Annotated in this window: 12 protein-coding genes; 3 read left to right on the forward strand and 9 right to left on the reverse strand. The window is 68.1% G+C overall.

What is annotated here, in order from left to right; translation table 11 throughout:
• A complete protein-coding gene (locus tag N5C88_RS19080) occupies nucleotides 1-633 on the reverse strand; it encodes a cytochrome b/b6 domain-containing protein (protein ID WP_118935139.1) in 633 nt (210 codons plus the stop codon).
• A gap of 147 nt (nucleotides 634-780) precedes the next feature.
• Between N5C88_RS19080 and N5C88_RS19085 the strand changes: the two genes are divergently transcribed.
• Entirely contained in the window at nucleotides 781-1,509 is a 729-nt protein-coding gene (locus N5C88_RS19085) for a response regulator transcription factor (RefSeq protein ID WP_059379629.1), read from the forward strand.
• Nucleotides 1,506-2,978 (forward strand): HAMP domain-containing sensor histidine kinase, encoded by a 1,473-nt coding sequence (locus tag N5C88_RS19090; RefSeq protein ID WP_059379630.1) that lies wholly within the window; start codon nucleotides 1,506-1,508, stop codon nucleotides 2,976-2,978. The genes N5C88_RS19085 and N5C88_RS19090 overlap by 4 nt, the downstream gene beginning before the upstream one ends.
• 7 nt (nucleotides 2,979-2,985) lie before the next feature.
• Here N5C88_RS19090 and N5C88_RS19095 read toward each other — a convergent pair whose 3' ends face one another.
• The 8 genes from N5C88_RS19095 to N5C88_RS19130 form a co-directional block, all read right to left on the reverse strand.
• Nucleotides 2,986-5,559 carry a PEP/pyruvate-binding domain-containing protein gene (locus tag N5C88_RS19095; protein ID WP_280015997.1) on the reverse strand — a complete coding sequence of 858 codons (2,574 nt, stop codon included), beginning with the start codon at nucleotides 5,557-5,559 and terminating at the stop codon, nucleotides 2,986-2,988.
• Nucleotides 5,556-6,206, reverse strand: coding sequence for a TetR/AcrR family transcriptional regulator (locus tag N5C88_RS19100; RefSeq protein ID WP_118935133.1), 651 nt, complete (start codon nucleotides 6,204-6,206; stop codon nucleotides 5,556-5,558). The genes N5C88_RS19095 and N5C88_RS19100 overlap by 4 nt, the downstream gene beginning before the upstream one ends.
• A gap of 83 nt (nucleotides 6,207-6,289) precedes the next feature.
• Nucleotides 6,290-7,447 carry a nitronate monooxygenase family protein gene (locus N5C88_RS19105; RefSeq protein ID WP_059379633.1) on the reverse strand — a complete coding sequence of 386 codons (1,158 nt, stop codon included), beginning with the start codon at nucleotides 7,445-7,447 and terminating at the stop codon, nucleotides 6,290-6,292.
• Between the two features lie 89 nt (nucleotides 7,448-7,536).
• On the reverse strand, nucleotides 7,537-8,349 hold the full coding sequence (locus N5C88_RS19110) for an anaerobic ribonucleoside-triphosphate reductase activating protein (protein WP_280015998.1): 813 nt from the start codon (nucleotides 8,347-8,349) through the stop codon (nucleotides 7,537-7,539).
• Entirely contained in the window at nucleotides 8,315-8,497 is a 183-nt protein-coding gene (gene nrdD, locus N5C88_RS19115; protein WP_280015999.1) for an anaerobic ribonucleoside-triphosphate reductase, read from the reverse strand. Before nrdD ends, N5C88_RS19110 begins: the two co-directional genes overlap by 35 nt.
• A gap of 71 nt (nucleotides 8,498-8,568) precedes the next feature.
• Nucleotides 8,569-10,563, reverse strand: a complete 1,995-nt coding sequence (locus N5C88_RS19120; protein WP_059379788.1) for a ribonucleoside triphosphate reductase — start codon at nucleotides 10,561-10,563, stop codon at nucleotides 8,569-8,571.
• Between the two features lie 111 nt (nucleotides 10,564-10,674).
• Complete coding sequence (locus N5C88_RS19125; RefSeq protein ID WP_280016000.1) at nucleotides 10,675-11,025, reverse strand: DUF3325 domain-containing protein; 351 nt, start codon at nucleotides 11,023-11,025, stop codon at nucleotides 10,675-10,677.
• Nucleotides 11,022-12,629 (reverse strand): PepSY-associated TM helix domain-containing protein, encoded by a 1,608-nt coding sequence (locus tag N5C88_RS19130; protein WP_280016001.1) that lies wholly within the window; start codon nucleotides 12,627-12,629, stop codon nucleotides 11,022-11,024. The genes N5C88_RS19125 and N5C88_RS19130 overlap by 4 nt, the downstream gene beginning before the upstream one ends.
• A gap of 284 nt (nucleotides 12,630-12,913) precedes the next feature.
• Between N5C88_RS19130 and N5C88_RS19135 the strand changes: the two genes are divergently transcribed.
• The gene (locus N5C88_RS19135; protein WP_280016002.1) at nucleotides 12,914-13,528 is read left to right on the forward strand and encodes a ferritin-like domain-containing protein; all 615 of its coding nucleotides are present in this window, start codon (nucleotides 12,914-12,916) and stop codon (nucleotides 13,526-13,528) included.
• Nucleotides 13,529-13,534: the final 6 nt, after the last annotated feature.

The following is a 13,534-nucleotide window of genomic DNA, read 5'->3' on the forward strand; positions in this document are numbered from 1 at the left end:
TTATTTGCCGCGGATCATGGCGATCAGGCTGCGCGGCACCAGTGCCACCATCACCAGATGGATCGCCACGAAAGCCGTCAGCAAGGCCATGGCAATGAAATGCACGCGGCGCGCGGTCTCGTATCCGCCCAGCAGTTCGCGCAGCAGTTCGAACTGCACCGACTTCCACAGCACCAGCCCGGACAGCACCAGCACGGCGATGTCGGCCATCACGAACAGGTAAGCCAGCCGCTGCACCTGGTTGTAGCGGCGCGGATCGGCGTGGGCGAGCTTGCCGCGCAGCGCCGCGCCCAGGTCTGCGGCAATGCCGCGGATGCTCAAGGGGAAGAACTTGCGCCAGAGGCGGCCGGTGGCCAGATTCATGGCCAGGTACAGGATGCCGTTGAAGAACAGCAGCCACATGCCGGCGAAGTGCCATTGCAGGGCGCCGCCGAGCCAGCCGCCCAGCGTGATCTCCCGGGGGAAGACGAAGTCGAACAAGGGCGAGGCGTTGTAGATGCGCCAGCCGCTCATTGCCATGACCACCACGGCCAGGGCGTTGAGCCAGTGCATGGCGCGCAGCCAGCCGGGATGGACGGGGGCATTGGCGGGCGGGACGGGCGGCGCGTCGTGGCTTGCGGGGGTGGCCAGCATGGCGGGCTCCGGGGGGCTGGTTGTCGTTGGAGCCATTCTTCCCCGTGGCCGATACCGAAGTCCTCACGCAAACTTAAATTAATTGTGATAACTCGGCGGCGCGGATTGGCGACAATAGGCGCATAACCCTTTTTGAGTTTCCCGCCCATGGACACGCCCCGACGCGTACTCATCGTCGAAGACGACGCCCACATCGCCGAACTGCTGCGCCTGCATCTGCGGGACGAAGGCTACGCGGTCGAACATGCCGCCGACGGCAACGAAGGCATGCGCAGGCTGGAGGAAGGCGGCTGGGACGCCCTGGTGCTGGACCTGATGCTGCCCGGCATCGACGGCCTGGAAATCTGCAAGCGTGCCCGCGCCATGGCGCGCTACACGCCCATCATCATCACCAGCGCGCGCTCCAGCGAGGTGCACCGCATCCTGGGCCTGGAGCTGGGCGCGGACGACTACCTGGCCAAGCCGTTCTCGATGCTGGAACTGGTGGCGCGGGTGCGGGCGCTCCTGCGCCGCAGCGAAGCCCTGGAGCGCAACGCGCGCATCGACGCCGGCAGCCTGGCCCTGCACGGCGTGGCCATCGACCCGGTGGCGCGCACGGCCGAGGTCGACGGCCGCCGGCTGGACCTGACGCCGCGCGAGTTCGACCTGCTGCATTTCTTCGCGCGGCACCCGGACAAGGTTTTTTCGCGCATGGATCTGCTGAACCAGGTATGGGGCTACCAGCACGAAGGCTATGAACACACGGTCAACACCCACATCAACCGGCTGCGGGTGAAGATCGAGGCGGACCCGTCGGATCCGCAGCGCATTCTGACGGTGTGGGGCAAGGGCTATAAATTCGCCGCGGGGCCGGCCGGCGCGGGAGGCGCATCATGAAGCGGTTCACGCTTACCCAACGGCTGTCCGCCGTGTTCGCGCTGTTGTTGCTTGCCAGCTGCGGCGCCTCGGCCTGGCTGCAGATCGCGGCCAATTCCCGCTATGAGCAGGAGGTGGTCCAACGCCTGTCCAGCGGACTGGCGCAGCACATCGCCGGCGCCAACGAATTGATGGACACCAACGGCTGGAAACCCGCCGCGGTGCGCTCGCTGTTCGACATGCTGATGGCGGTGAATCCGGCGGTCGAGGTTTACCTGCTGTCCAATGACGGCCGCATCGTGGGCGATGCCGCGCCCGCCGGCCAGATCAAGCGCGACCATGTCGACCTGGGACCGGTCAAGCGCCTGTTGGCCGGCGACATGCTGCCCATCACCGGCGACGACCCGCGCAGCCTGGACGCGCAGAAAGTCTTCAGCGCCGCGCCGGTGCGCGTGGGCGGGCAGGAAAAGGGCTACGTCTACGTGGTCTTGCAGGGCCAGGCGCACGACGCGTTGGCGATGGCCGTGTCGCGCAGCTCGGTGCTGCGCACGACCTTGTGGTCGATCGCGCTGGTCGCGCTGCTGGGCCTGGTGGCGGGCCTGGCGGCGTTTGCCTTGATCACGCGGCCGCTGCGCGGCCTGACGCGCGCGGTGCGCGCCTTCGACGGCGACGACGGGCAGGCCCTGGCCGCGCTGGAGCGTCCGGGCGATGCAGCGGCGCGCAATGGCGACGAGATCGCGGTGTTGCGGCGCAGCTTCGTGCAGATGGGCAAGCGCATATCCGACCAGTGGCGCGAACTGACGCGGCAAGACCAGCAGCGGCGCGACCTGGTCGCCAATATCTCGCACGATCTGCGCACGCCGCTGACCTCGCTGCACGGCTATCTGGAAACCCTGAGGCTGAAGGACCAGACGCTGGACGCGGACGAGCGTCGCCGCTACCTGGACATTGCGCTGGCCCAGAGCCGCAAGGTCGGCCGCCTGGCGCAGGAACTCTTCGAATTGGCGCGGCTGGAGTCCGGGCTGGTGCGGCTGGAGCCCGAGACCTTTTCGCTGCCGGAACTGGTGCAGGACGTGATCCAGAAGTTCGAGCTGGCGGCCGAGGCGCGGCAGCAGCGCCTGACCACCGATATCCCGCGCGAGTTGCCGCCGGTGCGCGCGGACCTGGGGCTGATCGAACGCGTGCTGACCAACCTGCTGGACAACGCCATCCGCCACAGCCCGCCCGGCGGCCTCATCGAACTGCGGCTGGGCAGCGCGCATGACCTGGTGCAGGTGCAAGTCAGCGATACAGGCGAGGGCATACCGCAGGCGCTGCGCGCGGGGCTTTTCACGCGGGCCAGCGCCTTGAATCGCGGCCCTGGCGACGGCGGCGGCCTGGGGCTGGTGATCGTGCAGCGCATCCTGCAGCTGCATCACAGCGAGATCAGGCTGGTGGACCGCGCCGGATCGGGCGCGGTGTTCCAGTTCGACCTGGCCGCGGCGCGCTAGCGGGCTTCTACGGGCCGGATGCGCCCAGGGGGGTAGCGGATGCCAGCCGCCGCACCGTGCCGCGCGACGCGTCCACGTCCAGCATGTCGCCGGTGGCCACGTGCCGCATGATGCCCTGCACATTGACGATTGCCGGTATGCCGAACTCGCGCGCCACGATGGCGCCATGCGACAGGTAGCCGCCTGCCTCCATGACCAGGGCGCCCGCCCGCAGGAACAGCGGCGTCCAGGCCGGGTCGGTGGACGCCGCCACCAGGACGCCGCCTGCGGGCATGGCCAGGCCCTCGGATGGCGTGCGGGCCACGAACGCGCTTGCCTGCGCGCGGCCTCCGGCCGCGGGCGTGCCGCGCCAGGTACCGGTGGCGCCGGTATTGTCAGGCGCGAGGGGCGATAGCGTTGTGGAAGCGCCCTTGGCGTATTCGGCGATGACGTCCTGATCCGGCGTAGCCGCCCAGGATTCCAGCTGCGTCCGGCGCAGGGCGGCGCGGCGGCCTGCCGCGGCGGGCGCGAGCCTGGCTTCGGCCAAGGCGACGAGTTCGGCGGCGGTCAGATGGAAGATGTCGTCCGCGGCGGCCAGGCCGTCGGGACGGACGTAGCGCCGGCCCAGCGCCAGCGCGTTCCTGCGAGCGGCCGCAAGATAGGCTACCAGGACGCTGCGCGCGGCCTCGCGTTGCCTGCCCTCGATGCGTGCCGCGGCCAGCAGCCGGGCGATCAGCGGCCGCTGCCAGAAAGGCAATGCCGCGCGCAGGCGCTGCCGGGCCTGGCTTGCCGCGCTGTCCTGCCGGGCGCGCAGCGCGGCAGGGTCGGCGTCGGTCAGCTGCAGCACGCTGTCCAGCAGATAGGCGGGATCTTCGCGCCAGCGCGGGTTGCGCAGATAGGTTTCATAAACGGCGCGGTGGCCATACTGGCGCAGGAAATCCGCGAAGGCCGGCTTGAAGGGAGCCCCATCCGGCAAGGCGTTCTGCCAGCCGGCGCTGTCGCGCCGGGGATCGCGCAGCCAGTCCATCACCCGTGCGTCGCCAGCGGCCAGCTTGGCCAGCGCCATGAGGGCGTAGCTTTGCGCGGCGGTCACGCTGGGTTCGCCGCCAGCCATCAACGCGGCCGTGAGCGCATGGCCTTCGTCCGGGCAGGCCTTTTCCACCAGTTCCAGCAGCTTGTGCAGCGCGCCGCCGCCCGATCCTTGCAGGAAGAACAGTTGGTCCGCCGCCAGCACGGTGAGGAACTGGTCCCACAAGCGGGCGCCCAACGCGGCGTTGGATGCGGGCGCGGGCTCGTCCAGCCAGGCCTGGGCGCGGGCGAACAGGCGCGGCAGGTCCAGTTCCGCCTGCTTGCGCAAGGGCGCTGCGCGGCGCAGGTAGCGCAGGATGCGCGCGCCGTGCCGCAAGCGTTGGCCCAGCGTCAGAGGCGCTACCTCGATCTCGGGCTGGGGGCCGCCCAAGAGGGCGTTCATGGCTTTAGGCTGCACGCCCAGCGCGTCATAACCCACCCACTGGATAAGCGAGGCGTCCAGATAGACCCGGCCCTGGAATAGCGCCGCCAGCCGCAAGCCCGGCAGGGGGGTATAGCCGCTCAATTCAAAGCCCGTGATCAGCATGCGTTGCGCCATGACGCGCCCCGTATCCCATTCCAGCGCCGACATGGCCAGCGGCAGCACTTCGCGGGTGTTGCCGCGCGACCAATAGGCGGGCTGTGCGCGCAGCGCCGGATAGGTGTGGCGCGCCGCCACGGTGACGGGGCGGGCCTGCACGATCCAGAAGCGCCGCCCGTCCCAGACCCATTCGATGTCGTAGCCGCCGCCGGCATAGTCCAGCGCGCGCGCCGCGTCGCGCACGATGTCGCCCAGGGCTACGGCCTGCGCGTCGCTCAGCACGGCCTGGGCCGCGAGCGCGGCGGGCGTGGAAGCAAGCAAGGTGCCGGAGCCTTCCGCGGCCTGGCTGGCGTGGCGTTTGGCGCCGATGCGCCGGTCCGCCAGCGGCCACGCCTGGCGCAGATAGTCTTCGCGCAGGCGGTATTCGTCGCCTTGCGCCGCGCCGTCGACCAGCGACTCGCCCAAGCCCCAGTTGGCGTGGATGACCATCTCGTCGTGCCGCCCCGACACGGGGTCGATGGTGAAGGCGATGCCCGAGGCGACCGCGTCGATCAGCGGCATGACGACCACGGCCATGCCGGCAGGGTCCAGCCCCAGCTTCTGCCGGTAGGCGCGCGCCTGCGGCGTCCATTGTGAATCCCAAACCTGCCGGACCGCGTCGCTCGCCGCATCCGCACCGCGCACGTTCAGGCAGGAAAGATGGATCCCTGCGAATGAGGCGCCCGCGGAATCTTCCTGTGGTGCAGACGAGCGCAAGGCCAGCGGCCGCTCGAGCCAGCCGCGCGCGGCCAGTTCATCGCGCAGCGCCTGGGTGACGGCGGGCGGCAGCGCCTGGCCTGGTTCGTGGTCGAGGCTCAGCGCGGCCGGCAGCACGAAGCCGTCGGGCACCGGCACACCCAGTTGCGCCATGCGGCCCAGCTGCCAGCCCTTGCCGCCGACGGCGTGCGGGCCGGCCAGGGCGGCGGTAGCCCAGTCCAGCGCGGCGGCAGTCATGCTCCGGCCTCGGGGTGTACGCCGCGCACGAAGAGACTGATGGCGGCATCGAATTCTGCCTTCAGGCTGCTGCGAGGTTGATCCAACCAGCGCAGCATCGCGCCCAGATACAGGAATTGCAGCTGATGGGCCAGTTGCCCGGCGGCAAGATCGGTACGCGCCTGGCCGGCGGCCTGCGCTTCTTCGATCAGCGCGGTGTACAGCGCCTGCATGCCGCTGCGCGGGTAGCGGCCGTCGTCGTGCGCGCCGGGCTGCAGCGTGGACAGCCGGTAGCGCAGGTACGGCCCCAGATAGGCGCGATGCGATTCGGACCAATGGGCCGACGCATGCAGTAGCCGCGTCAGGCGCTGCGCGAGGGTGGGCAGGGCGCGCAGCGCGGGCTGGAGGCCACGGACGCTGGCCGCCAGCTCGCCATGGAAGCGGTGCGCGAGCAGGGCTTCCTTGACGGGGAAATGGTTGTACAGCGTGCCCTTGGATACGTCCGCCTGCGCGGCGATCTGTTCCATGGTGACCGCGTCATAGCCCAGGGTCTCGAACAGGCGCCAGGCGGTTTGCGCCAGGTGGTCCAGGGTCTGCAGGCGCTTGCGTTCGCGACGCCCGGCTTCGGGCGCGGCGGATTCGGATGAAGGGAGGGCAGAGGAATCCATGGTGCGAAATAATTGAACGACGAATAATATTGTACGTCGTTCAATTATTTTTGGAAATCCCGCCCAAGACAGTCTTGCGCGACTCAGGCCGCGGCGGGCATCTCGCCGTGCAGCAGATAGTCCATCAATTCACGCACTGAACGTACGGCGTTGCCGAAGGGCAGCTTGGACGCGCCGCGGAAGAACAGGCCGCGGCTGACTTCGCCGCGCATCGCGGCCGCCAGCTTCAGGTCGATGCAGAATTGCCCGAAGCGCGCCAGGCCGTCGCGCAATCCGCATTGCGTCAGGCAGTCCATGCGCTGGCTGCAGCGGCGCGCATCGCAGCGGGTGTTGGCCTGCAGCGTCTTTTCCTGGCGCAGGTAGCGCGTCAGCCAGGGCGTTTCCACGGCGCGGGCGGGCAGGCCCGCGACGCTGGTGAATTCGGCCAGCTTGTCCGGATCGGCGTCGATCAGCACGCGCTTGAAGTTCTCGTGCGCGTCGCCTTCGCTGGTGACGGCAAACGCCGTGCCGACCTGCACGCCGTCCGCGCCGTTGGCCAGCCAATGGCGCACTTGCTCATGGCTGCCCACGCCGCCCGCCACGATCAAGCGGGGGGCGTCGGAACCCAGCGCCAGTTCCTGGAACAGCTTGTGGCAATCGGCCAGCACATGCTGGAAGTCGAAGCGCTCGCTGTGCACGTCATCCAGCCGGGCCGCGCCCAGATGGCCGCCGGCGTACCCAGGGTGTTCGATCACCACGGCGTCGGCCATGCGGCCCTTTTTCATCCATTTCTTCAGCACCACGGCCACGCCGCGCGCCTCGGACAGGATGGGCACCAGCGCTACCTTGGGGTAGTCGGCCGTCATCTCGGGCAGGTCCAGCGGCAGGCCGGCGCCCATCACGATGGCGTGGGCGCCGCTTTCGCAGGCCTGGCGCACCAGGGCGGGGTGGTCGCGCACCGCCTTCATGACGTTCACCGCCACCAGGCCGCGGCCCTGAGCGGTGTCCAGCGCGGCGCGCACCTCGCGGTCGAGCGCCTCCTGGTTGGCGCTGTCGATGATGTCGCGGTCATGGCAACGCTCGGTTTTCTCCAGCAGATCGGGGTGGTGGTGGCGCAAATCCACACTGGCGATGGTGCCCATGGCGTTCTGGCTGGCGACCGCGCCGGCCAGGCGATGGGCGGATACGCCGACGCCCATGCCGCCCTGGACGATGGGCAGCAATTCGCGTCCGGCGAGGGTGAGTGATTTGAACCACGTCATGATGAGTCTTTCCTCTTTTCAAGTGGACAGAGGCTAGAGCAAGGGGAGTTGGGTCGCCTTGCGCAGAATCAAGTGCGGCAGCACCTGGCTCAGCGATAGGCGAACTCCTCGAACCATTGCATCAGCAGCGCCAGGGCCGGGGCGCTTAGCGCGCGCACCGGGGGCGCGTCGGGCGAGCGGCGCACGCCCTGCACCGCGAAGCGGCGCACGCCGCGGCGCGCCAGCTCGCGCGCCAGGGTCAGCAGCCGCGTCTCGTCCAGCCAATCCGGATGCCAGGTGATGCGGCACTCGAAATCGATGCCGGCCGCCAGCAGTTGCGTCAGGCAGGCCAGCGCGGGGCGCTGCGAATCGCGGCGGCCAGTGACGTCGTCATAGCCCTGGGCGTCGGCCTTGATGTCCAGGCCGACCCAATCCAGATGGCGCAGCACGTCGGCCAGGCGCAGGGGATAGATGCCGGCGGTATGCAGGCCGACGCGGTAGCCCATGCGCCGGACGTCGCGGATCATCTGCGGCAGGCGCGGTTCGCTCAAGGGCTCGCCGCCGGAGAACACGATGGCGTCCAGCAGGCCTTTGCGCGTTTCCAGGAAGGCGCGGATCTCGCGCCAGTCGTAGCGGGCGGCGCGGGTCTGGAGTTCGACGTTGTGGCAGTAGTGGCAGCGCCAGGGGCAGCCCGTGATGAATACGACCGCCGCCAGTTGTCCGGGCCAGTCCACGGTGGAAAACGGCACCAGCCCGCCGACGGCGTGTGAATGCCGCGGCAAGGGCTGGGCCACCGGTTGCGGCGCAGCCGGGTAGGCCGGGCGCGCCGTCAGCCGCCGCGTGCCCGGGCCGCAGCCCGGGGTCGACGCGGCGGCTCGCGTGGCGCCCTCAGGCGCGGCGTTCGACGAAGAAGCGGCGTTCATTGAATTCGCCCTGTTTGCCGGTGTTGAAGGAAGTGACGGGGCGGTGGTAGCCCATGACGCGGGTCCAGATCTCGCAGCGCACGCGCTGGCTGTCGTCCAATTGCACGGCGGGAGCGGTGGCGACTTCGGGAGCGATCAAGGTTTGCATGGCGGTTCCTTATGGAGTGGATGCCGGGCGGGCTGCCCGGCGGTCCGGCCTGGGGGCTGGCCTTTACAGCCCTAGGCCGGGGTGCAGCATGCCGCTTGCTTGGCCAGCAGTTCGGCATCGCATTTCGGGCAGAACTCGTGGTGCCCCGCCAGATAGCCATGGTTGGGGCAGATGGAGAAGGTCGGCGTGACCGTGATGTAGGGCAGCCGGAAATTCGACAGTGCGCGGCGCACCAGCTGCTTGCATGCGGCGGAAGAAGAAACGGCTTCGTTCATGTACAGATGCAGCACGGTGCCGCCGGTGTACTTGCCCTGCAGCGTTTCCTGCAGCTCCAGCGCATGGAAAGGATCGTCGGTGTGGCCCACCGGCAGCTGGCTGGAGTTGGTGTAGTAGGGCTGCGTCTCGCTGCCCGCTTGCAGGATGGCGGGGTAGCGCTTCCTGTCTTCGCGCGCGAAGCGGTAGGTGGTGCCTTCGGCGGGCGTGGCTTCGAGGTTGTACAGGTGGCCGGTCTGTTCCTGGAACTCGGTCATGCGGTCGCGCACGCGGTCCAGGAGGCGCACGGCCAGGGCGTGGCCCGCGGCGGTGGTGATGTCCTCGGCGTCGGCCGTGAAGTTGCGGACCATCTCGTTGATGCCGTTCACGCCCAGCGTGCTGAAGTGATTGCGCAGGGTGCCCAGATAGCGGCGGGTATAGGGGTAGAGGCCCTGATCGATGTAGCGCTGCACCACCTTGCGCTTGGTTTCCAGCACGTCGCGGCCCAGTTCCAGCAGGTGGTCCAGTTGCTGCATCAGCCGCGCTTCGTCGCCGCGGCAGGTGTAGCCCAGGCGCGCGCAGTTGACCGTCACCACGCCGACCGACCCCGTCTGCTCGGCCGAGCCGAACAGGCCGTTGCCGCGCTTGAGCAGTTCGCGCAGGTCCAGCTGCAGGCGGCAGCACATGGAGCGCACCATGTGCGGCTCCAGGTCCGAATTCAGGAAGTTCTGGAAATAGGGCAGGCCGTAGCGCGCCGTCATTTCAAACAGGCGCTCGGTGTTGGGGTGGTCCCAGTCGAAGTCGGGGGTGATGTTGTAGGTGGGGATGGGGAAGGTGAACACGCGGCCCTTGGCGTCGCCAGCCATCATGACTTCGATGTAGGCGCGGTTGATCATGTCCATCTCGGTCTGCAGGTCGCCGTAGGAAAAAGGCATTTCCTCGCCGCCGATGTACGGGATCTGGTCCTTCAGGTCCGGCGGGCAGGTCCAGTCGAACGTGAGGTTGGTGAAGGGCGTCTGCGTGCCCCAGCGGCTGGGCACGTTCAGGTTGTAGATGAGTTCCTGCATGGACTGCTTCACGTCGGCGTACGTCATGGCGTCGCGGCGGATGAAGGGCGCCATGTAGGTATCGAAGGAGCTGAACGCCTGCGCGCCGGCCCACTCATTCTGCAGCGTGCCCAGGAAGTTGACGATCTGGCCGATGGCCGCGGACATGTGGCGCGGCGGCGTGGCTTCGACCTTGCCGGGGATGCCGTTGAAGCCTTCGGTCAGCAGCTGGCGCAGCGACCAGCCGGCGCAATAGCCGCTCAGCATGTCCAGGTCGTGGATGTGGATGTCGCCTTCGCGGTGGGCGCGGCCCGCCTCGGGCGCGAACACGTTGGAAAGCCAGTAATTGGCGGTGACTTTGCCCGCCACGTTCAGGATCAGGCCGCCCAGGCTGTAGCCCTGGTTGGCGTTGGCGTTGACGCGCCAGTCGCGCTGGTCCAGGTATTCCTCCATCGCGCTTTCCACGTCCACCAGCGTGTGGCGCAGCGCGCGCAGCCGGGCGTGCTGTTCGCGGTGCACGATGTAGGCCCGCGCGGTGCGCCAATGGCCTGCCTGGACCAGGGCTTCCTCGACGCGGTTCTGGATGGTCTCGACGCCAGGGCAGGGGTTGCCTTCCAGTGCGGCGATGACGGTGTCGGTCAGGACTTGCGCGCCCGCCAGATCCAGTTCTCCCGTGCTGCTGCCGGCGGCCGCCATGGCTTGGGCGATCTTGTCGCGGTCGAACGCCGCGACCCGGCCGTCGCGCTTGAGGATGTGCTGGATATGCATGACTGACACCATATGTAGTAGGGTGTGGAAACTCTACCACCACATATGGTGCAGGAATTGCCCCGCACCGCCGGGATATCAGGCTTGCTTGATGCGCGTCAAACCTGCGCTTCAGAAGCCGATGCCGACCCCGGCCAGGGATATTGCCACCGCCAGCGCCGCGGTACGGGCTGCCGGACGCGGCGCCCATGACACCATGCCGACCCAGAGCAGCGCGCCCGCCGACAGCCAGCCCAGCCATGCCACCACGCCCACGGTATTGCCCCACAGGCCCACGCAGGGCAGCAGGGCCAACGCCAGCAGCAGCACGCCGGCGCCGCGCAGCGCGCGGGTATGGCCGGCGGAGGGATCGCGTCCCCAGACCTGATCATAGTGGCGCGGCATGGCCAGGCTCAGGCAGGCCATGCCCGAATAGGTCAGCAGCAGCGCCATGGAAATTGCGTACAGGTCGTTGGTGTTCATGCGGCCGCCTCTGCGTCACTGCGGGGATTGCGCCGGACGGGCGCGGATGCGGGCCGTCGCCACAACAGCAGGGCCGCCCAGCCCGATAGTACGCCGAATGCGACGGACGTCAGTTCGACGCCGGCGCTCTCCCAATCGCCGCGCGCGATCTGCGCTGCCGGATGGTCGCCCAATGTGATGAACGACAGCGCCGGCAGCAGCAGGCACAGCGCCGACAGCAGCACCAATTGCGAGATCCAGGCGCGGCGCGGGCTGCACAGCCAGGCATGCGCCAGGGTCAGCCCCCACGCCAGGAAGAAGCAGCGCAGTTCCCAAAGCGCGCGGTTCTCCAGCGCCACGGGCAGCAGGCGGTTGGCCCAGAGGTAGCTGATGCAGGCGATCGCCAATCCGGCCAGCGCGGCCACGTTCAATCCTTCTATCAGCCGGTACATGCGCGCCGTGGCGCTGCCGAACTCGCCGCCATGCTTGGCGCGGCGCTTGACCATGAACAGCAAGGCGCCCGTGCCCATCATGGCCGCGCCCGCCAGGCCGCAGACGAAGTACAGCCAGCTGATGCCCAGCCCGCCGAACTTGGACATGTGCAGGTCGCTCATCACCTGGAACGTCAGCGCCGGCGCGCCGCCGTGCACGCCGCCTGCGGGCCGCAGGCGCAGCAGCTCGCCGCTGGCGGAGAACTCCGCCATGCCCGTGGTGGCGCTCAGATTGCGGAAGGTGTCGGCGTCTTCGTTCCAGCCATAGACGCCGATGCGCATGGAGCTGTCTTCGGGATTGTTGATGACGATGGCGCGCGCGGTCTGCCCGATCAGTCGTTCGCCGCGGGCCACGATGGGCTCGAGCGCCGGCATGGCCAGCGCCACGCCGCTGCGGGCGGGCCGTTCTTCGCCCGTCAGCTCGGCCAGGTACAGGCGGCTGGCCTGCGGGCCGGCGCCATAGGTCGCCGTGACCGGGGCCGGCATGAGCTGGGCGCTGGAAATCACGATTCCTGTGTAGGCAATCATGAACTGGAAGGGCAGGGTCAGCACCGCCACCGCGTTGTGCGCGTCCAGCCAGGACCGTTGGCCCTTCTTGGCGCGGAAGGTGAAGAAGTCCTTGAAGATGCGCTTGTGCGTGACCACGCCGGAAATCAGCGCGACCAGCATGGCCATGCTGGCGAAGGCGACGATCCACAGCCCCAGGCCGGCGTCGTGCAGCGTGTAGTGGAAGTCCACGAAATGCGTGCCGCCCATCGTCGCGCGGCCTTCGGCATCGTGGTGGTCATCCAGTTCGGCGCCTGTCTCGGGGTCGAGCTCGGCATCCGCATATAGGCCGTTCTGGTCGAACCAATAGGCCGTCAGGCCGTTTTCGTGAAAGCGGTCCACCGGCCAGATTTCCCACATGCCGGCGCCGGCATGGTTGCGCGCCATGTAGTCCACCGCCAGTTCCAGCCGGCGGGCGCGGTCCACCGGCACGCTTTCCTTTTGCGCGGCCAGGGCTTCCGCCTCGCGGTGCTCGGGCGTCATCCAGTGCGTAATGGGCTCGGAGAAGACGGCCAGCGATCCCGTCAGGAAGACGGCGAACAGCAGCCAGGAAAACCACAGGCCGACCCAGGTATGGAGCCAGGCCATGGATAGGCGGAAACCGGATTTCAGGACGAGCCTCTTTCTTGTTGGCGCCGCCGCGAGCCTGGCGGTCTGATTTTATTGAGAATGGTTCCAATTCTAGTCTAAATGGGGACGAGGTTGTCCTTGCCCACAGTCTTGTATTTTTTGCCGCGGAGGCGGCATCCGCTCCGAGCTGCCGCAGGGCAATTGCCATCGCGCGGACCGGGCATGGCGATTGCTGGGTAGGCGCTCCATCCGCATATCCGCCGCAGGCATGCGCGGATGCCCATCCAGAAGAGGAGCGCCCAATGAAACGCAAAGCCGGAAATGCCTCGCAAATCGAGGAACTGCTGTACCAGGCCCTGGAAACCGAAATTGGTGGCCTGGCCGTGTACGAAACCGCCGTGTCCTGCGCGGTGAACGAGGATCTGAAAGAGGAATGGCTCGGCTATCTGGAAGAAACCCGCACCCATCGCCGGGTGCTGTTGACGGTGTTCGAGCAGCTGGGCCTGGACCCGCAGGCGCAGCCGCCAGGCCGCCAGGTCGTGCGCCACATCGGCGAGGCGCTGGTCAAGGCCATGAAGATGGCGATCAGCGCCGGCGATCCGGACGCCGCCCAATTGGTCGCCACCGAATGCGTGGTGCTGGCCGAAACCAAGGATCACGCGAACTGGTCCCTGATCGGCGTGATTGCCGAACAGCACAGCGGCGACGAGGCCAAGGTGTTGAAGCAGGCTCACGACGCCGTGGCAACGGACGAGGACCATCATCTCTATCACACGCAGGGCTGGTCGCGCGAGCTGTGGATCGAATCGCTCGGATTCCCCGCCGTGTTGCCGCCTCCCGAAGAGGTCAAGCAGGTCGAGACCGCCATCGGCGCCTCGCGGGCCGAGCAGGCGCGCGGCAAGATGCTGAGCCACTAGGAGATT

The sequence above is a fragment of the Achromobacter sp. GD03932 genome (assembly GCF_029839485.1).
GTDB lineage: Bacteria > Pseudomonadota > Gammaproteobacteria > Burkholderiales > Burkholderiaceae_B > Achromobacter > Achromobacter bronchisepticus_A.